The organism is Desmospora activa DSM 45169 (assembly GCF_003046315.1).
GTDB classification, from domain to species: Bacteria; Bacillota; Bacilli; order Thermoactinomycetales; family DSM-45169; genus Desmospora; species Desmospora activa.
The window spans coordinates 1,921,071-1,943,978 of the sequence record NZ_PZZP01000001.1 but is presented as its reverse complement, the minus strand read 5'-3'; the positions used below and the strand labels follow the sequence as shown (position 1 = coordinate 1,943,978).

Below are 22,908 nucleotides of genomic sequence, written 5' to 3'. Positions count from 1 at the left end.
AGGAGGGATCGGCGATGAAAAAAGTGTTCGGGATATTATTCTTGGTACTAAGCATGGTGGTGGTGGCGGCATGTGGAAATCAGCAAGCGGCGGAGGAGTTTCCCAGCGATCAGATTACATTGGTGATTCAAGCCGCCCCTGGGGGCGCTTCGGATACGATTTCACGTACCGTTGCTAAATTGGTCGAGGATGATTTGGGTGTGCCGGTAGTGCCTGTCAATAAGACCGGGGGTGCAGGCGCGGTTGCCATGTCCTATCTAAAATCACAAAAGCCGGACGGCTATACCATTGGGTATGTGCCGGTGGAACTAGCGATGGTCCAATCCTTGGGTTATGCGGATCTAAAGCCGGATGATCTCTATTTATTGGGCCGTTCCCATCTCTTACCGGCGGCGATTACGGTGCGGGCGGACGCTCCTTATGATACCATCGCGGAATTTATCGCATATGCCAAAAAGAATCCCAGCAAGATTAGAGTGGGAAATGCAGGTACCGGATCGATCTGGCATGTTGCTGGGGCCGGATTTGCGGAAGAGGCGGGTATTCAACTTTCCCATGTGCCCTTCGATGGCGCCGCTCCCGCTGTAACGGCGTTGATGGGTAAACATGTGGATGCGGTTTCCGTCAGTCCATCCGAGGTACAGGGTGGGGTAAAATCCGGTGACTTAAAAGTATTGGCTGTGATGGGCAATGAACGGGATGCACTTTTTCCGGAAGTTCCCACATTAAAGGAAGAGGGAATCGATGTGGAAATCACCGCATGGGGTGGATTTGCGATGCCCAAAGGGGGATCGGAAGAAGTGAGGAGCAAACTGGAAAGCGCGATTAAAAAAGCGATCCAATCAAAGGAGTTCCAAGAGCTAGCTAAAAAACAAGGGTTGACGTTGTCGTATCAGGATCCACAAGCATTTTCCCGTTTTGCAGATGAACAGCTGGAGCTGTATAACGGGATCATTCCGACGATGGAGTTGGATTAACAAAAATCTAACAGGTCTTCCCTTGGGAAGGCCTGTTCATTCAAGGTGATCGCGATGACAAAACCTCTTTCCCTTCTTTTTAACGCAGGGATGGTGTTGGTGGCTGTCTATCTGTTCACATTGACCAGTCAATTTCCGTCACCGTCCAATCCCAACATACCGGGACCGGCTTATTTTCCTCGGTTGATGTTGGGGCTTCTGGTAATCTTGCTGATTGCTGACGGGATTCGAACCCTTTTGCAGCGGCGAATGGGACCTTTTTTTAGCGATGAGGAAAAAAAGGGTCTAAAAAAGTGGCTGTATATAATCGGGGTCGTTCTTTTATTCGTATTCACTTTGGGAAGGCTCCCTTTTCTACCGGTGATGGCGGTTGTGATTTTCGCCATGTGCAAGCTATTGCAATTGAATTGGAAAGGATCGATCCTGACGACTGTTATTTTAAGCTTGCTCGTTTATCTGATCTTTATCAAAGGGTTTCATGTCATGATCTGAGGAGGTGTGATTGATGGTAGAGGCAATGTTGCAGGTGCTTAGCCCTACAGTTTTGTTATATATGATTTTAGGCGTGATCCTGGGGGTTTTTATCGGCGCTTTGCCGGGGCTAACCTCAACCATGGGGGTGGCGATCATCGTTCCCCTCACCTTTTGGCTGGAACCGCAGGAAGGCATGGCCATGTTAATTGCTGTCTATTGTTCATCAGTTTTTGCTGGTGGGATTCCAGCGATATTAATCAATACACCGGGGACGCCTGCGGCGATTTCCACGACATTTGACGGATATGAGCTGGCTAAACAGGGGCGAGCCAAGTTAGCGTTGGGGATCAACACCCTGTATTCCGCGCTGGGTGGGATTGTAAGCACGGTTTTTTTGCTGATGTTTGCCTTTCCGATATCCCGTTTTGCGCTTTCCTTTGGTCCACCGGAATATTTTGCCTTGGCTGTATTCGGTTTGTCGATTATGATCAGCGTTTCCGGAGCCTCGATCACAAAAGGATTGATTGCCGGAGGTATCGGTCTGTTTATTGCGACGATCGGATTAGATCCCATGCTGTCTTCGCCGCGGTTCACCTTTGATCAGCCGGATTTGCTGGAAGGGATTGCATTTATACCGATGATGATCGGCTTATTCGGCTTTGGCGAAGTTTTGTATCAAATGTTAAATCCCCCTACAATGAAACCGGTTGGTAAGGGTCAACAGGAGAGCGGATTTCCCAAATGGAAAGAGATTAAAAAGATGAATCGGCCCTTTTGGCTATCTTCCACCATTGGGACATTTATTGGGGCGGTCCCAGGCGCAGGAGGTGATATCGCCTCGATGATCTCCTGGGATCAGAGCCGGCGTATTTCCAAGGAGCCTGAGCGGTTTGGAAAAGGATCACTGGAAGGGTTAGCCGCCAGTTCAACCGCCAACAATGCGGTAATCGGGGGTGCCTTTACCACCATGTTAACCCTGGGCCTTCCGGGAGACACGGTGACAGCCATCCTGATTGGCGCCTTGATGATGTATGGAATGCAACCGGGGCCGGCACTGTTTAGCGAAAATCCCGATTTTGTTTATGTCATCATTGCGTTGTTATTTGTTTCCAGCCTCATGATCCTATTGGTGGGAGCGATCGCTTCCAATTTGTTCTCTCGCTTGATGAGACTTCCGCGGGAAGTGATTTGGATTGCCGTGGTCGTCTTTAGCATCGTTGGCGCTTATGCTTTAAACAATTCCTATTTTGATGTATGGGTCATGATTATCAGCGGATTTGGCGGTTTGCTGTTGCGAAAGTTGGGTTTTCCCTTGACACCTCTGATCCTGGGCTTGCTGTTGGGAGAAATGGCGGAATCCAACCTGCGTCGTGCAATGATGCTAACCGATCAAGGTTGGTGGATTTTTTTCGAGCGGCCGATTTCCTTGATCTTAATTGTGTTAGCAGCGGTATCCCTCCTATTTCCGCTGATTAAACGGGGGTTGGAAATGAGGAAAGAAGCAAACACCGGTTAAAACAGCCGAGTTGGAATAAAACTGTGTAACTTTAACCTCTATAAAGCGACATAAACACGGTTCCCCGCCTGTAAAGGTTTAAAGAATCACCCCCTGGTTATCCTATAAAAACAGGGGGTGATTCCGTGTCTTCGCAGGATTACATCAAATTTTTGGTTCAGGAAATGGTACGGTACATGGACACGCCAAAACAAGAACGAAAAGAGACCCGGCGTCAGCGAAAAGAGCAACGACCAAGTTGGGCAACCCATTGGTTTGGGATGGTTCCGCATAGCGTGAAGATGTTTACCGATAAGCAACGGCATCGCTTCTTAAGGAACGGGGGATCCAAATGAGACCCGACCGAAAATCCTTTCATCTGGTCAATCTGAGTCAGCGTTCCGATGTGATGCGCCGCATCAGTGAAACGGAGTCCGATCTACAAGAGTTGCTGGATACTCCTGTTGCTCTTATCGCTTATCTTGAGGGAAATGATGGAAACGAAAAAAACGGAACGGAAAAAGGAGTGTAAGGACGATGAACCAACGTGTAGCGGTGGAACGAGGATTATCCCAAATTAGCCAATATTTACGTCAACAAGGATGTGAGGTGGAGGATCTCTCCGCTGACAATATGGATGCCAACAATTATGCTTGTTGTGTCATTTCCGGTGGAGATAAAGATATGATGGGGATTCAGAACGTACAATTTCAGGGATCAGTGATCAACGCCGAAGGGATGACGGCAGATGAGGTGTATCAGGCGGTACAACAGCGGATCGGTAAACAGTGACTTGCCCGACTGTGAGGCTGCTGACAAACCTCGATAAACGAAATAGGGACCCGGTCCCACTTTGTTATCAATCTGAGAGCCAAATGGCTCCTTTTTTACGAGAGAGAAATGATATATAATAGATAAAGCTAAACACCCAAGTTTTCTGCGACCAAAGGGGCGATTTCATGTATCATCGCACGCAGACGCGGCCGGTGAAGGTGGGTAACATCCAAATCGGCGGCAATGACCAAGTCGTGGTGCAAAGTATGACCATGACCAAAACCCATGACATTAAAGCCACAGTGGAAGAGATTTTGCGACTAGAGGAAGCGGGTTGCCAAATCGTCCGGGTGGCTTGTCCGGATGAGCGGGCGGCGGAAGCGATTCCGCATATTAAGAAAGAGATCAATGTCCCTTTAGTGGCGGACATCCATTTTGATTACCGCTTGGCGTTAAAGGCGATCGAAGGCGGCATCGACAAAATTCGGATCAACCCGGGCAACATCGGCAAACGAAACAAAGTAGAAGAAGTCGTTCGTGCCGCAAAAGAACGCGGAATTCCGATGCGAATCGGGGTTAATGCCGGATCGCTTGAGCGGCGGATATTGGAGAAGTATGGGTACCCTACCGCCGACGGCATGGTGGAAAGCGCCCTCTTCCATATCGGAATTTTGGAGGATCTGGACTTTCAAGATATCATCGTTTCCCTGAAAGCATCCGATGTGCCGCTCGCGATTGAGGCTTATACCAAAGCAGCGGAAAAGATTCCTTATCCGTTGCATTTGGGCATTACCGAATCCGGAACCCTGTTTTCCGGTACGGTAAAGAGTGCTGCCGGTATGGGGGCGATTCTGTCCAAGGGGATCGGCTCTACGATGCGGATCTCCTTAAGCGCTGACCCGGTAGAGGAAGTAAAAGTGGCGCGTGAACTTTTGAAGAGTTTTGGCCTTGCTGCCAACGCCGCCACCTTGATCTCCTGTCCGACTTGCGGCCGTATTGAGATCGATTTAATCTCCATCGCCAATGAGGTGGAAGAGTATATCTCAAAAATTAAAGCTCCCATCAAGGTTTCTGTTTTGGGTTGCGCCGTAAACGGCCCGGGTGAAGCCAAGGAAGCGGATATCGGGATTGCCGGTGCCCGCGGGGAAGGGTTGCTTTTCCGCCACGGTGAGATCATCCGGAAAGTGCCGGAGGAGACGATGGTAGAAGAATTGAAAAAGGAAATCGATAAATTGGCGGAAGAGCATTACCGCAAACAGCAAGAAGAACAAAAGGTATAAGGATGCCTTTACGCTTTTTGGAAGCCTCACTTCGTGGGGCTTCTTTCTTTGCAACAAAAAAAAGCTTCTGCACAAAGCAGAAGCCAGAGTGATATTTCTGTTTCACTTACTCATTTGTAACTTTTTTCGTTTCTTCTGACGACGATTTTTTTTCCGCATTGATTGCTTTTACTAATGAGGTAGCAACGATAAAAAGTAATAGGGTAAAGGGTAAGGCCGCCACCAAGGATGCGGACTGTAGACTGTCCAATCCACCTTTTAGCAGTACTCCTGCAATCGCGGCAATGAGGATTCCCCAGATCACTTTTACCAGCAATTGGGGGTTGAGGCTGCCATGACTCGTCATCGATCCGAGAATATAAGTGGCGGAGTCAGCAGATGTGATCAGGAAAGTAAAGATGAGTAGAATCGACATAACCGAAAGCAAAAAGCTTAAGGGCAATTCATTAAAGGTGACAAAGAGAGAAGTGGTTAGATTTTGATTGACCGCTTCTGCAATTTGGGTTCCATGGAATAAATCGAGGTTGAGGGCGGTTCCGCCAAAGACGGCGATCCATACCAGGCCTAACATCGGTGGGATGATGAGTACACCCATCACAAATTCACGAATCGTGCGGCCACGGGAAACCCGGGCGACAAAAGCGCCGACGAAAGGTGACCAGGCAATCACCCATGCCCAATAAAAAATGGTATTTTGATACACCCATGTGCTTTCAGTATAAGGGGTTAGACGAAAGCTAAGTTGCACAAAATTTTGTAAATAGTCCCCAATACCCAAAATGAAACTTTCCAGAATGAAGACCGAGGGGCCGGTCAAAAAGACAAAAGTCATCAAAGCCAAAGCTAGTCCCAAGTTGAGGTTACTCAAATACTTAATTCCCTTATCCAAACCGGTAATGGAGGAAGTGAGGTAAAGGGCGAGCAATACACCGATGATTGCCAAGTACATGTAATTATTATCGGCAGGAGTGCCGAAAACCGAGTGTAGTCCACCGTTGATTTGTAATATCCCTTGACCGAGAGAAGTGGCAACTCCCATTACGGTGGCGATAACGGCAATGGTATCGATTGACTTGCGCAGAAGCGGCTTTTTTCCTTTGCCGATCAATGGATTAAATGTGGTGGAGATTAGACCGTCTTCCTGTTTGCGAAATTGAAAGTAGGCAATCGCCAGTCCAACGATGGTAAAAGCGGACCATTGACTGATTCCCCAATGGAAAAAGGCATATTGCATGGCGACTCGGGCGGCGGCGGGGGATTGCTCTTCCAGCCCGCCGATGGGGGGCGAAAAGAAATGGGTCATTGGTTCGGCGACACCCCAGAAGACCAATCCCACGCCAAATCCACAACTAAACAGCATGCCTACCCAAGTGAAAAAAGGGTATTCCGGTCGTTCATGATCACGACCCAATCGTATTTTTCCGTATTTGCTGAAGGCCATAAACAAACAAAAGGAAACGAACAGAAAAGTAGAAAGGAGATAAAACCATGCAAAGTTAACATTTGCAAAATCCTTTGCGCTAGTGGCCACATTTTCAAATTGGGCGGGATAGGAGACTCCCCAAATTACCAAGAGAAAAATGGTAATCGTGGATACCCAAAAAACCGGACCAAGCGGTTTGTTGTTTTTCAACACATTTCCTCCTTTTTATCCAAACAGGGTTAGATCCTCTTCACGGTATCGAAAGTACCCATGTTTTCGCAAATAACCGATAGCGAGGTGACAAGGGCTTTGCCCTGAAATATTGATGTGGTCACAAAGAGGAGCCTATATCCAGCTTTATGCTCCCATATACTCTCAATAGCAGCGAAAAATTATACGACGCTTGGATGAGGAACCCTCTAACAGCGGAATAAACCCCCGAAGAGACAGGGGATATGATCGATTTTGGTTTGGATGGATAAGAATGGTCTCTTTTTTTCATACTAAGACCGATCCATCGATCATAAGAAGGAGGGTTTAAGATGAGCGGTTGGTCTCGACTCGCTTTAATCTTAGTTGTTGTCGGAGCTCTGAACTGGTTGTTGGTGGGGCTGTTTCAATGGGATTTGGTATCAGCCCTGTTCGGCGGAGAAGCAATCAGGGTCTCTTCCGGATTCAGCCGTGTTATTTATGCCATCATCGGTTTGGCTGGAATTTACTGCATCAAATTTTTGTTTGAAGCGAGAACGCCTGCCGGCCATGTGGAATGACCAATTCCACATACAAGTGACAACTTAAAGCGCCGCTCTCTGTCAATGGGGAGTCGGCGTTTTCTTTCAAAGTGATAGGAGTATGTCTATGATATGATAAAATTATCCGAATAGAATGAGTTGGGAAAATCAATATGGGGGAGAAATGATGAGACCGTTAGTGGGAATGACCATGTCTTATCGGCTTGAGGGAATGTGGAGTTTAAGTCGTGACAACAGCGAAGCGATATGGATGGCCGGTGGGTTGCCGGTGGCGTTACCTTATCGGGACGACGAAGAAAACATAAAAGCTTATGCCCAACGATTGGATGGGTTGGTGCTGACCGGTGGCAACGATATCGATCCTCATCTGTTTGGAGAAGAGCCAATTTTGGGGTTGGGTGAAGTGGAACCGGAACGGGATCGGGTGGAAATCGCACTGGTACGGGAGATAGTGGATCAAGGTAAACCGATTTTGGCGATTTGTCGCGGATGCCAAATATTAGCGATCGCTTTAGGGGGCGATATGTACCAAGATTTAGGAAGTCAGCGAGAGGGCATTTTACAGCACAGCCAGCGTGCCCCTCGCTCGCATCCTTCTCATTCCATCCGGATTCGGACAGGGTCTCGCCTTTATCGTTTGGCGGGAGGTGAGACGGTTCGCGTAAACAGTTTTCACCATCAAGCGGTGCGGCAGGTTCCGGATGGGTGCGCTGTGGTGGCTACCGCTCCAGACGGTGTGGTGGAAGCCTTTGAATGGGAGGGGGACAATTTTATCGTCGGTGTACAGTGGCACCCGGAGAATATGATGCCGGAAGACCCGTTTGCATTTAAGCTCTTTTCTTCCTTTATCGCGGCCTGTGTGAAACAAGGGGAAAAGAAAGCCATCCCCACCGCCCAAAATGAAGGATGACGAAGATGGCCGAGAAAACGTTAAGTCTTGTTGCCCGTTTTTTCCCCTTTGACATAGTTGGCATTGAACAGAAACAATTTCATCAGCAGGATGAGGGAAGGGATCAATAGCAACAAACCGGCAATAAAGGCGATCACCAACGCCCATCCCATGGTGGTATTGGTTAGAGCCGACTGAATGGTGACATAGGGATACAGCAGATACGGTAAATGGGATGCGCCATACCCGAAGAAAGCAAAGAAAAACTGGAACATCACAGATACAAATGCCCATCCGAGCGATCGTTGTTTCCAGATTAACCAGACGGCACAGACAAAGCAGAGAAACGACAGCGCAAACATCCAGCCAAAATCCTGGACAGCCCGCCCAAAGTGAACCGGATTGTGTTGGGATAAACCGGCAAACACCAACAAACTGGCCAAAATCGTAGGGCCGCTCCAAGCGAGGGCATAGCGGCGCAAGATACTCATCGCAGTCGCATCTCCCGCTTGGGAGGCATAGTACGTTAAAAAGCTGGCACTGATAAATAAAATGCTGACCAATGCGAGAAAGACGACAGACCAAGAATAGGGGCTAGTAAAAAACTCCCAGGCTAAAAAGCGAACTTCTCCTGTCGCCGTTTTTTCGATAAAGCCCCCTTCTGAGATGGTGAGGACGGTTGAGAGGGAGGCGGGGATAAACAGCCCCGTTACGCCATATAGAAAGAGGGAGGTGCGGCTTTTTCGCGCCCCGTAGTTGGCAAAGGCATAGAAGGAGCCGCGGATAGAGAGCAACAGAAGTGCGACACCACCCGGCAGCAACAGGGCAGTGCCGTAGTAATAGGCGGTATCGGGAAAGAAACCGACGATCCCGACGAAGAAAAAGACGAGAAATACGTTTGTCACTTCCCATACCGGTGACAGATAGCGATCGATAATCCGGTTGATCAGGTGTTCTTTTTTGGTGAGAACGCTGTAGTAAGAGAAGAATCCGGCACCAAAGTCAATAGACGCCACAATGAGGTATCCATATAGAAACGTCCACAAAACCGTGATACCGATCAATTCCAATGACATCCGCTATTCCTCCTTCCTCAGGCGATACCGCGTTGTTCCATTTCTTTTTCCGCCGGTCGATTTTTAAAGAGGCGCAACAGAACGAGACTGGCAAAAATGGCGAGAGCGATGTAGAGAGCAGTAAACATCAGCAACAACACACCAACGTTGTCAGCAGTGGTGGAGGCTTCGCTCACTTTCATGATCCCGCGCAAAATCCAAGGTTGTCGTCCCACTTCAGCGTAAATCCACCCAAACTGAATCGCCAGAAACGAGAGCGGAGCCGCCCATACAATCCCCTTTAATAGCCATGGACGATAGGGGTTTTTTTGGCGCCACCACAACCAGGCGAAGAGCGCCGCAATCACAATTAGATAGGTGCCAATTACAACCATGCCGTCAAACAGATAGTGAATCCATAAAGGAGGGCGTTCATCCTCGGGAAAATCGTTAAGACCGATAATTTCAGAGCTGGGCGTCCCTCCACCAAGAATACTTAACGCCCAGGGAATCTCCAGTGCCCCCCGTACATTGCCGTTATCATCCAACCATCCGAACAAAACCAGGGGCGCATATTGGTCTGTCTCAAAGTGCCACTCTGCCGCAGCCAGCTTTTCCGGCACGTATTCAGCCAGGAATTTGCCGGAGAAATCGCCAGCCAACGCGGTTGCCAAGGCGAGTACAAGGCCGAGAATCATGGTTAGTTTCAACGCTTTTTTGTAATAGACATGATTCCGCCCTTTTAAAAGGTGCCAAGCGGCAATCGCAGCCAGCAAAAAGGCACAAGTGACATAAGCAGAGGTGAGAACGTGAGCTACTTTGGTTGGAGTGGCCGGATTAAACATGGCTTCCAGCGGACGGATGTTGATCACTTCTCCGTCCGGGCTTAAAGAGAATCCGGTGGGTGTATTCATAAAAGCATTGACCGTGGTGATAAAGACTGCTGACAGCGATGACCCCAACACGATTGGAATCGACATCAACCAGTGATAAATTGGCTTCTTAAATCGATCCCAGGTGTAGAGATAGATACCCAGAAAGATGGCTTCAAAGAAAAAGGCGAAGGTTTCCAAAAACAAGGGCAAGCTGATAATGTTGCCCGCCATTTGCATAAATCGTGGCCATAACATACTTAACATCATCCCGATACAGGTGCCGGTTACAACTCCTACCGCCACAGTGATGACAAAGCCACGGGTCCAGCGGCGAGCCATCAAAATATAATGAGGATCTTTTTTGTAGATGCCCCATCCTTCTGCAATCGAGATAAATACAGGAACACCGACACCGATGGTTGCCCATATAATGTGAAAAGAAAGTGTTTCCGCTGTTAGAATTCGACTTAGAATAGTGGGATCCATGGTATTGCCCCCTCTAATACCCTTGTTACCGTCATCATACCTTCTTTTTGTTTGTGAAGAAATACACAAATTTAACCTTTCATAAAGTCTTCACTTATTTGACATGGGATCAACAAAAATAAGACATTAAACTGTCAGAGTGTTGGCGAAAAGGTTTACTTAAATTTAAACTTTGTTCATCATTGAACAAATAAACCCAAAATCGTCTAGAAGTCCTATAGCCAAGCCCTATACTTCTCGTTATGCTGTTGGCATGAGTCTGTTTATCCTTTATCTTCTAATGATTAACGGTTATGGTTGCCTTGTCATGTGGCACGATAAGCGACGAGCGAAACAGGGGGGATGGCGCGTTTCCGAGCGACACCTGTTTACGGCTGCGCTGGCGGGAGGAGGCGCCGGTATCTGGGCAGGAATGCAATGGTTTCGCCATAAGACGACCCGTCCTGCCTTTCGCATCGGTATCCCCTGTATTATGGTCGTAAACGGATTAATGACGATTTTATGTCTTTATTGGCTGTGGTGATCGTTTTTTCTGCATGATGTTGGCAGATGACATCTTTCCCCTTTGTTACACACTAAGAAGCAAAGGGGTGACCAGAATGAAAGGAATCATCACAGGATTATCGATCCTTCTGTGTATCTGTGGCTGTACAACACAGACTCCACCCCCACAAAGCCTTGGGGAGCCCCCTTTACCACAACAGATGGGACAGCAGCCGACCTCCAATTTAATCCTAACGGATGGAGAGAGACGCTGGGAGCTCAATTTAGCAGATGTAGGCTTTGATGGAGTGGATCCGACCACGTTGGATCGTGCCGCTTTTTTTGAGTGGTTGGCCAGTAATGTGGAATCACAGGTGAATCGCCCCCCGGTTTCAGCCCGGTTTGAAAACCGAAAGCCGATCCCTCACCGGGACGGTCGCCAAGTTGATCGGCACGAATTGGAGGGGTGGTTGGATCATATTCACGAACACGTCAACCAAGTATCGGAAGTCCCGATCCAAGTCTGGAAGCCGATGATCACCACCAAAACACTGCTTCGTATCAAAGAAAAACGGCTAGGGACTTATAGCACTCGCTATAACCCTGGGAACGTCAACCGCACGCACAACATTCATTTATCGACCAAGGCGATGGATCATGTTGTGCTACCTGAAGGTGAGATTTTCTCATTTAATCAAATCGTAGGGATGCGTACACCCAACCGAGGGTATAGACCGGCACCGGTTATTGTTCGCGGTGAGTATACAGAAGGAATTGGCGGAGGGATTTGCCAAACCTCATCCACTTTGTTCAACAGTGTAGAGCGAGCGGGTTTGCGGGTTATTCAGCGAGTCAGTCATACAAAGAATGTTACCTATGTCCCTCCGGGCCGCGATGCGACAGTCTCTTGGGGAGGACCCGATTTCAGCTTCCAAAATCAACTCAATCAACCGATCTTGGTTGCTGCCCGCGCCAATCAGGGGTGGTTGACAGTGGATATCTACGGATCGGGAGATACTCACAATCATCCACGATCCACACCCGAACCGCCAAAGGATGAACCGAAAGTGGAAAAAGTTCCACCGAAAACAAAGCAGCCGTTGGATAAAAGCGCGGAAGAATATCGTAATCCGCCTTTACAGAAGAAAGAGTGGGAGCAGGATATAACTGAATGAAGGTGAAAAAAGAAGGGGAGGGGGACCTTCTTTTTTCATCGCTTTCCTATTTCAGATTTTTACGCATTTTGTATGAAACGAGCCGTTTAATGCAAAATTTGCATAGATCTTCGCTTCACTCTTTGTTATAATGGGTACCGTTCTTCTGAGTGTAGAGGAGAAGGAGGGATTGGATGAAGAAAACCTTAATCATCGTGTTGGGGGTTTTAAGCGTCCTTCTTTTGTCAGGCACAGCGGTCACATATGCGATGATGCAGAAAGAAGTAACCATTTCGTTTAGCGATACAGATGAAACCGTAACAGTGACTGTTATGAAGGGTACATTGATTGACGCTCTAGAGAAGGAAGGATTTGACAAGAAAGAGTTAGAGCAACAATATAAACCGGAGATATCCTGGAATACCCCCATACAAAAAGACACCAACGTACATCTAACCTGCATGTGTGAGGTTACCTTAAAGATGGGAGCCGAAGACGGCAAATCGGTGAAAACGACACAACCGACCGTTAAAGAATTCTTGGAAGAACAAAAGGTGAAATTGAGCAAAAACGATCAGGTAAATGCCGCTTTGGATCAGAAGATTACCAATGATTTAACCATTGTGGTGGAACAGATCGAAAAACGGGTACAGAAAAAAGTGGAAAAAACGGATTTTCAAGTGAAGGAAGAAAAAGATCCCGATCTTCCGGAAGGTGAGAAAAAAGTAACCCAAGAAGGAAAAGCGGGACAAGAAATTTATCAGGTGACTGCGCTCTACAAAAATGGTAAAGCGATGGTAACCGATAAGAAATTGGTTGAAAAAGTGGATCCGGTTCATCAAATCGTCAAGGTAGGTTCCGGCAAAAAAGAAGAAGAAGAAGAAGAGACTGCCGACGACAAGGATGATACGGAATTAGCTTCGTCTGGCGGTTCACGCATCGCCGGATTGAAATACTCCAAATCGATGAATGGTCAAGCGACAGGGTATACCCATACGGGAAATCCGACGGCGACCGGTAATATGCCCAAACGGGGTACCGTTGCCGTGGATCCGAGTGTGATTCCATTAGGAACGAAACTCTATATACCCGGTTACGGTCAAGGAGTCGCGCAGGATACCGGTGGAGCCGTGAGAGGAAATATTATCGATCTCTTCTTCGAGACGAGAGAAGAGGCGATTCAATGGGGACGTCGCAATGTGACCATCTATATATTGGAATAATCTTTTGCTTTTTACACCCTGAGGATCTTTACATCCCGGGGTGTTTCTTTTTAAGATGGATGGAGAAAGCGAAAGTGGGAATTGCATCAGTCTTTTCCAAATATTTTTGTAAAAATGGGTCTGTTTCATATATACTACAGAAAAGGACTTTTTAATAGGGTGTGTCGCCAATGGCTGGTCGCAATGATCCCTGTCCTTGCGGGAGCGGAAAAAAATACAAAAAATGCTGTGAGCGGGTCGTTGCCATTCGATCTGCTCAACAGGTGCGTGAAGAAAGGGACTCCAAGATCAAATCCCAATTGTTCCAACATTTGATTCAATGGTTTAGAAAACAGAGCTCTGGGGAAATCGAACAATACTGGTCTGAAAGGTTTAAAGAAAGTTTAAACTTGCCATCGGATCAACCCATTCCACCGCATTTTACATTTGCCTACCAATTTTGGTTGATGTTGGACGCTCCGTGCCTCGACAGCCTTCGCCCGGTGGAGGTCTGGAGAGAAAAGGGAAGCTTTTCACCGGACACACGTTTGTGGGTGGACGAACTGTGTAACATTCATTTAGACTGCTATAAAGTGGAGGAAGAGATAAGGGAGACAGTTGTACTGTGTTCCTTGTCGAACGGGGAGCGTTATACCGTTCCCCAGACAAAAGGGATTTCCCCCGGTATGTTCCTTGTCACTCGCCTCTCCCGTTTGGGTAGCCGTCATGAGTTGTTTGGCCCGTATACTTTTTTTGGGGTCGAGATGAGGGGGGAGATTGAAGTGTATATAAAAAACAGATCCAATGAAGGGGAGTTAAACCGGGAGTTCTGGCAAAATAACGGTTTACAGATTCTCGGATGGATGGTGCAACGAGCGAATGAGATCGATCAACTGGAGAAGATAACCGCATCAAGACAGGCGAATCAGGAACTGGCATCAACCATGGAGCATCCATCGGCGATACCTGCCGAGGAGAAAAAGAATTCCCTTCCACGGGTTCCGGTTTTATCCTCTGAACAAGCGGGATTGCCGGATGTGGTGGAACAGCAATTGGCACAATTTCAGAGCCGGTATGTAAGTCAATTTCAACTGAAAACACAGGAATTGTACCGTGAATCCCTTGCGTTGTTTCGTGAGTATATCGCGGCTCACTTTGGAAAATCCTTTACCTGGTCGCAATTGAAAGAAGAAGTTTTTTTGCATTTTTTAGGTGTATGGTATGTGGATCAAGGAGTAGGTGGTCCCATTCGAGCGAAGATTTTTCTCAACACGATCAAACACTTCATTCGCTGGGTGCGAGATGAAGCGATCGGGGACGTCTATCCCGCCTTTTCCCGTGTGTACTCGGAATTAATTCATCATCTCCCGCAAAGCTTTGAAGCTCGCAAATGGCTGCAGGAGAACGGAGTGGCAGAAGAGCCGGAAGAACCCAATCTGGCGGCAAAAGGGACGTATATATTGGCGATCTCCGCTGCTGGTGCCAGCCTAGATACCGGGGAAACATGGATTCCAGTCCAACTGAATACACGCAGTTGGCCACCGGCTTGGATGGAAAATCGTTTTTGGGTGCGCGGAACCATTTATTTGAAACGGGAAGAAAGCGTGATGACGGATATTGAATCGGTATATCCTTTTTTTCAATCTAAAGCGGTTGAGATCGTTTCATGATTGACAGCCTCTTACAGATGGCTTGTAGAAAGCAATCTTACCCAGGTTGGTGGTTCGTTTTGATTTGTGCCGAAGTGCCTTCACAAGCGATGATAGAGCCGTAAAAAACCCCGCAACCATAAACGGATGCGGGGTTTTTATAATTAGAGGCTGGTGAATATTTGAAACAAAAATACCGCGATTATCAAGAGTGGTGTCACCCAACGAATGACGATGGGCCAAAAGGAGCGCGCTGGTATTCCTTTGCCATCAACGCCTTCTGCCTCTGCAAGCATTTTGCTAACGCCCCACTTCCAACCGACAAACAGTATGACAAACAATCCGCTTAAGGGGAGCAGGACGTTGGAGGCGACGAAGTCCATCGAATCAAAGATGGGCAGTTGCCCAATCACCGAGATATCCGCCAATGAACTAAAGGAAAGGGTGGCAGGAATCCCCAGCAGAAAGATACCTCCTCCAACCAACCAGATAATCTGTCGAGAAAAACCATGTTCATCTTGTAGATAACGAAGGGGTACCTCCAACAAGGAAATCGCGGATGTTAAAGCGGCAAAGCTTAATAAGGCGAAGAAGAGTATGGCAAAGAGGCTGCCAACAGGCAGATGAGCAAATACCGCCGGTAAAGTGATAAAGACCAAAGCCGGTCCCGCATCGGGTGTATATCCTAAGGAAAAGACGGCTGGGAAAATAGCCAAACCGGCAGCGAGGGAGACGAGTGTGGAAAAGACGACAACGTTGCCGACGGCACTTGGGATATTTTCCTGGCGGGAGAGGTAGCTACCATAAGTGATCATGGTGCCTGCACCAACACTCAGGGAGAAGAAGGCCATACCCAGCGCTTCAAAGAATGTGGTCCAGGTGACAGCTGACCAATCGGGAAACAGAATAAACCGAACCCCTTCCATTGCACCGGGCAATGTAACGGCACGAACGACGAGAATGATCAGCATTATACCTAACAACGGCATTAGAAATTTGTTGGTACGTTCAATCCCCTTTTGTATTCCAGACAGACAGATAAGAATGGTAAAACCGATAAAAGCAGCCTGCCATAAAATTGGAGACCAAGCGTTGTTGATGAATGAACCGAAGCGGACTTCCGCCTGATCAATGGTGATGGAACCAAAAGCACCCGTCACCGCCTCTAGCGTATAGGCCAATGTCCATCCTCCGATGGTACTGTAAAAAGCCAAAATAATGATGGTAGCAACGATACCGATATATCCGCTTAAAAACCAGGGGGTGTTGGGTGCATGATGCCGGTAGGCACCGATCGGGTTTTTTTGTGCCGAACGGCCCATTACAATTTCGCTTAATAATACCGGCAATCCCAACAGCAATATGGACAACAGATAGATAAGGACAAATGCCCCTCCCCCATTCACTCCTGCCACAAATGGAAAGCGCCAGATACTACCCAAACCGACGGCGGAACCGATCGCTGCTAAAATAAACCCCATTTTGTTTGACCATTGTTCACGGGATGATTTCGATGTTGAAGCCACGACGAATGTCAGTCCTCCTTAAATGAAAATAGATATCGTTTTAGTTTATCACAGGAACGTTTTTCGTAAAGAGGCGAGGGTTTATTTCCATTTTTTGAGGCGGGAGAGATTGAGGAGAGGTGCAGAATCCTACTTACGTCACTGTGGGATGTGAGCGTAGATAAGAGACGATCTCTGCCAGTTTATCATTGGCAGCGTCCAAAACAGGGGCGGGGATATCTCTGTTTTGCGCTTGGAAACGGGACAATCCTCTGTTACAGTGAATGGAGGGTTCACCCAAACGAATAAAAGGCTGTTCTTGTGCCTGGGAATTATGAGGCAGAGCGGGGATTTGAAGTTGGTAGACGTTTCCCGATGTACTGTCCTGGATACGGATGTTATATAGACCGGAACGGTAAACAAATCCCTGGGATCGCAGAATGCGGTCAATATGGGCCTGAGATCGGATCAGACCTGTGATCGGCTTCACTCGCAGTTTCAAGTGTCATCCTCCTCATGGATGGGATGGAAGCGTAACCAAATCGGATTGGAATTAACGCGTAAGCACCAACTTTCGAAAAGTATTTTTATGTCTATGATCCGCTCGGAGACGGTATGATTGGCAATGCTAAAATGCAGATAAAAGGAGAGAGGAATATGGAACATTGGGACCTGCATGTACATACCACGGCTTCCGATGGAATGCAATCGCCTGAAGACGTTGTCCGGCTCGCTCGTGAAATAGGGTTAGCGGGGATTGCGATCACCGATCATGATACAGTTGAAGGGGTAAAACGGGGGCAAAAAGAGGGGGAACGCCTTGGGGTAAAAGTAATCGCCGGAGTGGAAATAAGCACATTGGCTGACGGGCGCGATATTCACGTTTTGGGTTATGGGATGGAGATAGAGGATCGTCATTTTTTGGCCCGCTTGCAACAGCAGCGGGAGTCGCGAAAGCAGCGGAATACACAGATTATCCAACGCTTGCATAAACTTGGAATCGACATTCGCATGGAGGAGGTAGCGGCGAAAAAGCGGGATCGTTCCCCTGATGCAAATATTGGTCGGCCGCACATTGCGGAGGTATTAGTGGAAAAAGGTGTGGCGGGCAGCATGGACGAGGCGTTTAGCCGCTGGGTCGGAGAGGACGGCGCTGCTTATGTCGCTATCTCCCGCATTACACCGGAAGAAGCGATTCAGCTAATTCAACAAGCAGGTGGTGTACCGGTATTGGCCCATCCGGGATCGTATAAAAACGATGGCTTGGTGGATCGTTTAGCAAAGAGGGGACTAGTCGGAATTGAAGTTCGTCATCCGGATCATAATGAACAGATGGAACGGCGTTATCGCCAGCTAGCCAGCAACCACGGCTTGATTCCCACAGCGGGTTCCGATTTTCACGGGGAGAGACAGGGCTCGATGTATCATGCTCCTTTAGGCACTTGTTACGTTGATGAAACTATCGTAAAAAAAATACAAACATGGAAAAAGGGTTAACTGAAGCCGATCTCCGTCGAGATCGGCTTCATATTCATCAAAGGGATTTTGTCATCGTTTTGTGGGGAATGCCAGCATCGTCAAAGGGCTCTCCATAGTCACGGTAGTTCAAGCGGTGATAAAAAGGGAGAGCCTGAACTTGGGCGTTCAGTACCATCTCTTTTTTTCCCCGTTCGATTGCTACCGCTTCCGCTTGCTTCATCAGCAGTTGTCCGATTCCTTGGCCGCGGTAGTTGGGAAGGGTAGCCAGCCGCTCCAGTTTGGCTGTTGTCACTGACGGAAAACGAACGCGTGCAGTTCCAACAGCTTCCTCTCCCTGAAGCGCCAATAGGTGAACAACATCGGAATGATTGTCCCATTCGTCGATTTCTAGCGACGAGGGGACTTGTTGTTCTTCTACAAATACTTGAAACCGGATTGCCATCGCCTGCTCTTTTTGAAAGGGGTTGGTTACGATTTGCACGGTTGTTTTCATCGATGTCTCCTGTTAGTTGCCCCGTAGCAAAAATGTTTGGTAAATGCTCCAGGTATTATTGTCCAATTGATATAGCAGATGGAAGCGGTCGATGTTGGATTCCAACTCAAATCGCCTCATACGCAAACTTCCATATACATCATGCAATTCATCCTCCAACATCTTTTGTCCAAGGGTAATATGGGGAATAAATTTGTAAGCACTCTCATGATGTAACATGCCGGAATTGATTTTCTCGTGCAATCGACGGATGGAGTCTTCTTGCTCCAAGGCGATATAGATCACATTATTGGTGGGGTAAAAGCTACTCACTTTTGTTAGTGTAATCGGAAAAGGTGCTACTTCTTGAGATACCCGTTCTAAATGTTCAATTGCCTGGGGCAGTTCGTCATCCTGCAAATCAAACGCTTCCTTTAAGGTAATATGGGGTGGAATCCAGGCATAGTGAGGATCATAGCGCTTTCGATAAGAGTTGATCAAATCCTGTACTTTTTTTTCAGGAAAAAAAGTGATTCCGTATTTCATGTCGCTCCCTCCTCGGATTCGGCTGAAGCCCTTGGTTAAGGTTTTGGTTGTCGCCTAAATAAGTGCAGACTTTTGCCGAATTGCTAAACGCTTCATCACTCCATTATAACGCTTACTTCTTTATGAATAAAGGGAGTAGCCGGACTTCTGTGGTAAAATCTCCGTTTTAAGCATTATAACCCCGGCATCAGTAAAATAAATATGGCTTTGTTTTTCTGTGATAAAATGGAGGTGGTATGATGTGGTGAAACATGGAAGGAGGAATAGACATGAAGCGGCGAGTGCATAGCAAAGAAGTGAAACAAGCAGCTGTTGATCGTCTCCGCCAGCGCGGAGTCACAATAGAAGGGATCGCGGAGATTGTATTTCGCATGCAGTCCCCCTATAGCCAGGAATTGACGATAGAAGATTGCGTAGAGAGCGTGATTGCCGTTTTGGAAAAGCGGGAGATGCAACATGCCATACTGGTTGGGGTGGAGCTAGATCTATTGGCTGAAAAAAATCAGCTGTCTGAACCGCTACAGTCACTCGTTCAATCCGATGAAGGGTTGTTTGGATGCGATGAGACCCTGGCTTTGGGATCGGTATTCGGGTATGGAAGTATTGCGGTCACCACATTCGGCTACCTCGATAAGCATAAAATCGGATTAATTAAGAAATTGGATACCAAAAAAGACGGACCCGTCCATACTTTTTTGGATGACCTGGTAGCCAGTATTGCAGCTGCAGCCTCAAGCCGGCTGGCCCATCGCATCCGCGATCGGGAAGAAGCGGAAGAAACGCAAGCAAAGAAGGAGACATCGGCGTAAGGTACGCAGGGTGATTGGATGGCGGGTGGGGCGTAAAAACGCTCCCCGCTATCCCTGATGCTTCGCTGATGAAACTTTATGCAGCAAAAGATCCGTCGCATGAAAAAACCGGACAGTTGCTGTCCGGTGTAATAAGGAGGGAACATCTGTCCAAAAGACCAGATTGTTGAACAAGCGCAATTGAATTCAATTGCTGATTTATCGTATGAACAGGAGACGTCAGCGGTTTGGGACTATAAGTAAAATGGTCGTCAGCCCGGTGGATGAAACGGACCCGCCTTTGCCACACTAAAAAAGGCAAATGGGCAAAGAAAAGAGGGAAGTGTCGGTGTCCGATTGGATTTATTGGGCAAAATTGTATGATACCCGTTTTCAAGCGCGTTGTTTGGCAACCCGTATGGAGGAAGATTGGTGGATTTATGGGTACGACAGCCCGGCGGAAGTGGAGGTTTACCAATGTAAAAGCGGACGATATGGGGTTCGCTATATGTGGGAATCCAGACAGAACCCTACAAAAAGCCGTTTCCAAAAATAACGGTAAAAAAAATCTCAAAAAACCCTTGCATCAAAGATCTAAATCATGTATATTAATAAATGTCGCTGCCGCGGGGTGGAGCAGCTGGTAGCTCGTCGGGCTCATAACCCGAAGGTCGCAGGTTCAAATCCTGCCCCCGCAACCAAAATATGGAGCTGTGGTGAAGTTGGAGTTCACGCCGGCCTGTCACGCCGGAGGTCGCGGGTTCGAGTCCCGTCAGCTCCGCCATATTTTTTGGGCCTATAGCTCAGTTGGTAGAGCGGTCGGCTCATAACCGATTGGTCACAGGTTCGAGTCCTGTTGGGCCCACCAACACAGAGGCTTTTCGGGCAGTTAGCTCAGGGGGAGAGCGCTACCTTGACACGGTAGAGGTCACTGGTTCGATCCCAGTACTGCCCACCACCGAAACCCTTAGATATGAGGGTTTTTTGTTTTGTTGGGGCTCCAGCATAAATACCAAGAGCCCCCGTTCCTAAATAACACGGAAAATCAGGTCGGCCCACGGTTGCAGAGAATTGTTGATATGCTTTTTTTACCCAGTCAGGAGCAGCAAGAGAGTCAGAGGCGAAGTCCTTTGGTAAAAGTAGACGCATTTACATCCTCCTAATGTCTAATTATCGGTGCTTTTCCTTATTTTCATTGTATTACAATCATTGTGTCATAGAAAGAATTCGTTTTAGGGAATCTGTCTATCGTATTAGTTTTTTTTGCCTATCTGATTCTGTTTGATATGATCCTTTATCTCCTGATTCATATGGCGAAAGATACAGGGAAAGATGGGTCTTTTTTCTTTGCTTGTCCGTGTTACAATGATAAAACAGCAAAAGATTGTATGAGGGGTGAGCTATGGGAAGACCAGTGGTCATGGTGGCTGCCGGCTTGTTGCTGATATTGCTGCTTGTGGCTGTCGCTCATTCGGTAGCACCGGAGGTTTCCGGAAAATCCGCTTTGGTTCAGGATAAAACTGGGCAAACGATAAAACCGGAAAAAGAGTCCCTGCTGGTTCGAAAGGTTGAGGGACGATCTTATTTTCATTTGCAGGAGTTAAAACGATTAGGGATTCAAATAGATGTGGATGAAGAAATGGGAACCGTAACCTTAAACGAGGGTGCGTTAACCCTGCACCTGGTGCGGGAGGCGCCGGTTCTTAGTCGCAACCACCGCTATCTACCTGTTGACGCTACCCCTTTGTGGGAAGGGGAGAATGAGATCTGGATTCCGGTGGAAGTGGTGGAGGTTGGATTTGATCGATCGGTGAAAGTGGATAGTGTGAAAGGTGTGGCGACGGTGGGGCCTCCAGCGGCGGAGGCGTCTGCATTTTCCGATCATTCCCCTGATTCCCCTGAAGAGATAAGCGTCGCCCAAATGATTGAGTATTTATCATTTTTATCCAGTCCAATCGAGGGTGCACAGGTGAGCAGTCAACCCTCCCACCTCCCAGGGGCGCCTCGCACTTATCGCGGCGGTACGCATGAAGGGTTGGACTATTATACGGCTGCTTCGGGGATGGTGATTGATACCGATACCGCCGTCATCGCTGCAGCAGATGGCATCATTGTCCGGGTGGATCATGATTATGTGGAAATGTCGGAAAAGCAACGAAACCGCTTGTTGGAGATTGCCGCTCGTCATCAGGGACAAACGCCTGCCCATATCTTTGACAAGATGCGAGGACGAACCGTTTGGATTCAACATAAAAACGGTGTGCTTACTCGTTATGCCCATTTGGACCGTGTCTCTCCCAACCTTCAGTTGGGGGATGAAGTAAAACGTGGCGATCGAGTGGGATATGTGGGGAATTCCGGTACGCGTGACGGGGTAAAAGGGAATGATCGGGGGTTGCACCTTCATTTTGATATCTTGATCGATGATCGTTGGATCTGGGAGCCGTATACACCGGCGGAGAGGCGTCAGATACTGGAAGGCGTCTTCAATTGACAGGATCACCAAAGGTTAACAATCTATTTAATTCCTTTTTAAATTGATCCAATATGATGGATTGTAGAATGTGGCAAAGAGGGGATAACCGGCATGAAACGTTTGGCGGCGCGTTTACAGAGTGTAGATGATCGCTGGGTCAGTTATGTGAACCAACAGTGGAAATCCCACACGATGGATTGGCTGATGCCCCGTATCACTCATTTGGGTGGAGCGGGATTCACTCTGTTGTTTTTGGCGGGATGGTGGTTCTTGATTTCAACCCCGTCCCGGTATCAGGCCCTTGAAGCTTTTATTGCTCTCGCCGGCAGTCATCTGGTCGTCCGTTTGGTAAAGTTGTGCTGGAATCGGTTGCGTCCTTATCTTCAATTATCGGATCTCCACACCTTTCCCAACCCTTTGAAAGATTATAGTTTCCCTTCAGGGCACACCACGGCTATTTTCTCGATCGTTGTTGTCTGGATTTTAAATACACCGATCTTAGGCGTTGTCTTATTGCCGCTGGCGTGTGTCGTCGGTCTTTCACGGATGTACCTTGGCTTACACTATCCCACGGATGTGGCAGTAGGGGCTTGGTTGGGCTCTGTGTCGGCGGTTTTGGTTCATTGGTGGTTTCCTTTGTAAAAAGTTGTGTAAAACAATGAGAAAGCCAGCGA

25 protein-coding genes and 4 tRNA genes are annotated in these 22,908 nt (G+C 47.8%); 22 read left to right on the top strand and 7 right to left on the bottom strand.

Annotated elements, in window-relative coordinates:
• Positions 1–14: 14 nt before the first annotated feature.
• From C8J48_RS09480 to ispG, 7 genes are all read left to right on the top strand, one after another.
• On the top strand, positions 15–977 hold the full coding sequence (locus C8J48_RS09480) for a tripartite tricarboxylate transporter substrate binding protein (RefSeq protein WP_107726234.1): 963 nt from the start codon (positions 15–17) through the stop codon (positions 975–977).
• 54 nt (positions 978–1,031) lie between these two features.
• A complete protein-coding gene (locus tag C8J48_RS09475; RefSeq protein WP_107726232.1) occupies positions 1,032–1,469 on the top strand; it encodes a tripartite tricarboxylate transporter TctB family protein in 438 nt (145 codons plus the stop codon).
• A gap of 13 nt (positions 1,470–1,482) precedes the next feature.
• On the top strand, positions 1,483–2,967 hold the full coding sequence (locus C8J48_RS09470) for a tripartite tricarboxylate transporter permease (RefSeq protein ID WP_107726230.1): 1,485 nt from the start codon (positions 1,483–1,485) through the stop codon (positions 2,965–2,967).
• A 125-nt stretch (positions 2,968–3,092) separates the two neighbouring features.
• The gene (locus C8J48_RS09465; RefSeq protein ID WP_107726228.1) at positions 3,093–3,302 is read left to right on the top strand and encodes a YqzE family protein; all 210 of its coding nucleotides are present in this window, start codon (positions 3,093–3,095) and stop codon (positions 3,300–3,302) included.
• Positions 3,299–3,478, top strand: coding sequence for a hypothetical protein (locus C8J48_RS09460; RefSeq protein ID WP_107726226.1), 180 nt, complete (start codon positions 3,299–3,301; stop codon positions 3,476–3,478). The genes C8J48_RS09465 and C8J48_RS09460 overlap by 4 nt, the downstream gene beginning before the upstream one ends.
• A 5-nt stretch (positions 3,479–3,483) precedes the next feature.
• Positions 3,484–3,738, top strand: a complete 255-nt coding sequence (locus C8J48_RS09455) for a YkuS family protein (RefSeq protein WP_107726224.1) — start codon at positions 3,484–3,486, stop codon at positions 3,736–3,738.
• Between the two features lie 167 nt (positions 3,739–3,905).
• Positions 3,906–5,000, top strand: coding sequence for a flavodoxin-dependent (E)-4-hydroxy-3-methylbut-2-enyl-diphosphate synthase (gene ispG, locus C8J48_RS09450; protein ID WP_107726221.1), 1,095 nt, complete (start codon positions 3,906–3,908; stop codon positions 4,998–5,000).
• 106 nt (positions 5,001–5,106) lie between these two features.
• Here ispG and C8J48_RS09445 read toward each other — a convergent pair whose 3' ends face one another.
• A complete protein-coding gene (locus tag C8J48_RS09445) occupies positions 5,107–6,633 on the bottom strand; it encodes a BCCT family transporter (protein WP_107726219.1) in 1,527 nt (508 codons plus the stop codon).
• A gap of 332 nt (positions 6,634–6,965) precedes the next feature.
• On the opposite strand from C8J48_RS09445, the gene C8J48_RS09440 reads away from it, so the two are divergent.
• Together C8J48_RS09440 and C8J48_RS09435 are read left to right on the top strand one after the other, a co-directional pair.
• On the top strand, positions 6,966–7,193 hold the full coding sequence (locus C8J48_RS09440) for a DUF378 domain-containing protein (protein ID WP_107726217.1): 228 nt from the start codon (positions 6,966–6,968) through the stop codon (positions 7,191–7,193).
• A 148-nt stretch (positions 7,194–7,341) separates the two neighbouring features.
• A complete protein-coding gene (locus C8J48_RS09435) occupies positions 7,342–8,085 on the top strand; it encodes a gamma-glutamyl-gamma-aminobutyrate hydrolase family protein (RefSeq protein WP_107727675.1) in 744 nt (247 codons plus the stop codon).
• Between the two features lie 20 nt (positions 8,086–8,105).
• Here C8J48_RS09435 and C8J48_RS09430 read toward each other — a convergent pair whose 3' ends face one another.
• Both C8J48_RS09430 and C8J48_RS09425 read right to left on the bottom strand, forming a co-directional pair.
• Positions 8,106–9,140, bottom strand: coding sequence for a cytochrome d ubiquinol oxidase subunit II (locus tag C8J48_RS09430; protein WP_107726215.1), 1,035 nt, complete (start codon positions 9,138–9,140; stop codon positions 8,106–8,108).
• A 17-nt stretch (positions 9,141–9,157) separates the two neighbouring features.
• Positions 9,158–10,480, bottom strand: a complete 1,323-nt coding sequence (locus C8J48_RS09425; protein WP_107726213.1) for a cytochrome ubiquinol oxidase subunit I — start codon at positions 10,478–10,480, stop codon at positions 9,158–9,160.
• Positions 10,481–10,733: 253 nt separating this feature from the next.
• Between C8J48_RS09425 and C8J48_RS09420 the strand changes: the two genes are divergently transcribed.
• The 4 genes from C8J48_RS09420 to C8J48_RS09405 all read left to right on the top strand — a co-directional run bounded on the left by C8J48_RS09420 (position 10,734) and on the right by C8J48_RS09405 (position 14,989).
• The gene (locus C8J48_RS09420) at positions 10,734–11,003 is read left to right on the top strand and encodes a DUF1294 domain-containing protein (protein ID WP_107727674.1); all 270 of its coding nucleotides are present in this window, start codon (positions 10,734–10,736) and stop codon (positions 11,001–11,003) included.
• A gap of 76 nt (positions 11,004–11,079) precedes the next feature.
• A complete protein-coding gene (locus tag C8J48_RS09415; protein ID WP_245891110.1) occupies positions 11,080–12,138 on the top strand; it encodes a VanW family protein in 1,059 nt (352 codons plus the stop codon).
• A gap of 173 nt (positions 12,139–12,311) precedes the next feature.
• The gene (locus C8J48_RS09410) at positions 12,312–13,340 is read left to right on the top strand and encodes a resuscitation-promoting factor (protein WP_107726211.1); all 1,029 of its coding nucleotides are present in this window, start codon (positions 12,312–12,314) and stop codon (positions 13,338–13,340) included.
• Positions 13,341–13,510: 170 nt separating this feature from the next.
• On the top strand, positions 13,511–14,989 hold the full coding sequence (locus C8J48_RS09405; RefSeq protein ID WP_107726209.1) for a YecA family protein: 1,479 nt from the start codon (positions 13,511–13,513) through the stop codon (positions 14,987–14,989).
• A gap of 143 nt (positions 14,990–15,132) precedes the next feature.
• Here C8J48_RS09405 and C8J48_RS09400 read toward each other — a convergent pair whose 3' ends face one another.
• Both C8J48_RS09400 and C8J48_RS09395 read right to left on the bottom strand, forming a co-directional pair.
• Positions 15,133–16,494, bottom strand: a complete 1,362-nt coding sequence (locus tag C8J48_RS09400; RefSeq protein ID WP_245891109.1) for a sodium-dependent transporter — start codon at positions 16,492–16,494, stop codon at positions 15,133–15,135.
• A gap of 133 nt (positions 16,495–16,627) precedes the next feature.
• A complete protein-coding gene (locus C8J48_RS09395) occupies positions 16,628–16,975 on the bottom strand; it encodes a hypothetical protein (protein WP_107726207.1) in 348 nt (115 codons plus the stop codon).
• 155 nt (positions 16,976–17,130) lie between these two features.
• Here C8J48_RS09395 and C8J48_RS09390 point away from each other — a divergent pair, with 155 nt between their 5' ends.
• The gene (locus tag C8J48_RS09390; protein ID WP_245891108.1) at positions 17,131–17,970 is read left to right on the top strand and encodes a PHP domain-containing protein; all 840 of its coding nucleotides are present in this window, start codon (positions 17,131–17,133) and stop codon (positions 17,968–17,970) included.
• Positions 17,971–18,007: 37 nt separating this feature from the next.
• On the opposite strand, the gene C8J48_RS09385 is transcribed toward C8J48_RS09390, so the two are convergent.
• Positions 18,008–18,445 carry a GNAT family N-acetyltransferase gene (locus tag C8J48_RS09385; protein WP_107726205.1) on the bottom strand — a complete coding sequence of 146 codons (438 nt, stop codon included), beginning with the start codon at positions 18,443–18,445 and terminating at the stop codon, positions 18,008–18,010.
• Between the two features lie 12 nt (positions 18,446–18,457).
• Entirely contained in the window at positions 18,458–18,970 is a 513-nt protein-coding gene (locus tag C8J48_RS09380; protein WP_107726203.1) for a 2'-5' RNA ligase family protein, read from the bottom strand.
• 269 nt (positions 18,971–19,239) lie between these two features.
• Between C8J48_RS09380 and C8J48_RS09375 the strand changes: the two genes are divergently transcribed.
• The 8 genes from C8J48_RS09375 (at position 19,240) to C8J48_RS09340 (ending at position 22,876) form a co-directional block, all read left to right on the top strand.
• Positions 19,240–19,779 (top strand): phosphatidylglycerophosphatase A family protein, encoded by a 540-nt coding sequence (locus C8J48_RS09375; protein WP_107726201.1) that lies wholly within the window; start codon positions 19,240–19,242, stop codon positions 19,777–19,779.
• 301 nt (positions 19,780–20,080) lie between these two features.
• Positions 20,081–20,314 carry a hypothetical protein gene (locus C8J48_RS09370; RefSeq protein ID WP_107726199.1) on the top strand — a complete coding sequence of 78 codons (234 nt, stop codon included), beginning with the start codon at positions 20,081–20,083 and terminating at the stop codon, positions 20,312–20,314.
• 69 nt (positions 20,315–20,383) lie between these two features.
• A tRNA-Met gene (locus C8J48_RS09365) sits at positions 20,384–20,459 on the top strand.
• Between the two features lie 6 nt (positions 20,460–20,465).
• Positions 20,466–20,542 (top strand) — tRNA-Asp (locus C8J48_RS09360).
• A gap of 8 nt (positions 20,543–20,550) precedes the next feature.
• Positions 20,551–20,626 (top strand) — tRNA-Ile (locus C8J48_RS09355).
• A gap of 15 nt (positions 20,627–20,641) precedes the next feature.
• Positions 20,642–20,716 (top strand) — tRNA-Val (locus C8J48_RS09350).
• Positions 20,717–21,160: 444 nt separating this feature from the next.
• Entirely contained in the window at positions 21,161–22,252 is a 1,092-nt protein-coding gene (locus C8J48_RS09345) for a M23 family metallopeptidase (protein WP_107726197.1), read from the top strand.
• 93 nt (positions 22,253–22,345) lie between these two features.
• Entirely contained in the window at positions 22,346–22,876 is a 531-nt protein-coding gene (locus tag C8J48_RS09340; RefSeq protein WP_107726195.1) for a phosphatase PAP2 family protein, read from the top strand.
• Positions 22,877–22,908 lie beyond the last annotated feature (32 nt).

What these genes read in the sequence shown, in the direction of transcription:
- C8J48_RS09455 (WP_107726224.1), top strand. Translation starts at nt 3,484, where the DNA reads ATGAACCAACGTGTAGCGGTGGAACGAGGATTATCCCAAATTAGCCAA.
- ispG (WP_107726221.1), top strand. Translation starts at nt 3,906, where the DNA reads ATGTATCATCGCACGCAGACGCGGCCGGTGAAGGTGGGTAACATCCAA.
- C8J48_RS09475 (WP_107726232.1), top strand. Translation starts at nt 1,032, where the DNA reads ATGACAAAACCTCTTTCCCTTCTTTTTAACGCAGGGATGGTGTTGGTG.
- C8J48_RS09390 (WP_245891108.1), top strand. Translation starts at nt 17,131, where the DNA reads ATGGAACATTGGGACCTGCATGTACATACCACGGCTTCCGATGGAATG.
- C8J48_RS09385 (WP_107726205.1), bottom strand. Translation starts at nt 18,445, where the DNA reads ATGAAAACAACCGTGCAAATCGTAACCAACCCCTTTCAAAAAGAGCAG.
- C8J48_RS09340 (WP_107726195.1), top strand. Translation starts at nt 22,346, where the DNA reads ATGAAACGTTTGGCGGCGCGTTTACAGAGTGTAGATGATCGCTGGGTC.
- C8J48_RS09415 (WP_245891110.1), top strand. Translation starts at nt 11,080, where the DNA reads ATGAAAGGAATCATCACAGGATTATCGATCCTTCTGTGTATCTGTGGC.
- C8J48_RS09375 (WP_107726201.1), top strand. Translation starts at nt 19,240, where the DNA reads ATGAAGCGGCGAGTGCATAGCAAAGAAGTGAAACAAGCAGCTGTTGAT.
- C8J48_RS09425 (WP_107726213.1), bottom strand. Translation starts at nt 10,480, where the DNA reads ATGGATCCCACTATTCTAAGTCGAATTCTAACAGCGGAAACACTTTCT.
- C8J48_RS09430 (WP_107726215.1), bottom strand. Translation starts at nt 9,140, where the DNA reads ATGTCATTGGAATTGATCGGTATCACGGTTTTGTGGACGTTTCTATAT.
- C8J48_RS09370 (WP_107726199.1), top strand. Translation starts at nt 20,081, where the DNA reads ATGGGCAAAGAAAAGAGGGAAGTGTCGGTGTCCGATTGGATTTATTGG.
- C8J48_RS09480 (WP_107726234.1), top strand. Translation starts at nt 15, where the DNA reads ATGAAAAAAGTGTTCGGGATATTATTCTTGGTACTAAGCATGGTGGTG.
- C8J48_RS09440 (WP_107726217.1), top strand. Translation starts at nt 6,966, where the DNA reads ATGAGCGGTTGGTCTCGACTCGCTTTAATCTTAGTTGTTGTCGGAGCT.
- C8J48_RS09460 (WP_107726226.1), top strand. Translation starts at nt 3,299, where the DNA reads ATGAGACCCGACCGAAAATCCTTTCATCTGGTCAATCTGAGTCAGCGT.
- C8J48_RS09410 (WP_107726211.1), top strand. Translation starts at nt 12,312, where the DNA reads ATGAAGAAAACCTTAATCATCGTGTTGGGGGTTTTAAGCGTCCTTCTT.
- C8J48_RS09380 (WP_107726203.1), bottom strand. Translation starts at nt 18,970, where the DNA reads ATGAAATACGGAATCACTTTTTTTCCTGAAAAAAAAGTACAGGATTTG.
- C8J48_RS09470 (WP_107726230.1), top strand. Translation starts at nt 1,483, where the DNA reads ATGGTAGAGGCAATGTTGCAGGTGCTTAGCCCTACAGTTTTGTTATAT.
- C8J48_RS09420 (WP_107727674.1), top strand. Translation starts at nt 10,734, where the DNA reads ATGAGTCTGTTTATCCTTTATCTTCTAATGATTAACGGTTATGGTTGC.
- C8J48_RS09405 (WP_107726209.1), top strand. Translation starts at nt 13,511, where the DNA reads ATGGCTGGTCGCAATGATCCCTGTCCTTGCGGGAGCGGAAAAAAATAC.
- C8J48_RS09435 (WP_107727675.1), top strand. Translation starts at nt 7,342, where the DNA reads ATGAGACCGTTAGTGGGAATGACCATGTCTTATCGGCTTGAGGGAATG.
- C8J48_RS09345 (WP_107726197.1), top strand. Translation starts at nt 21,161, where the DNA reads ATGGGAAGACCAGTGGTCATGGTGGCTGCCGGCTTGTTGCTGATATTG.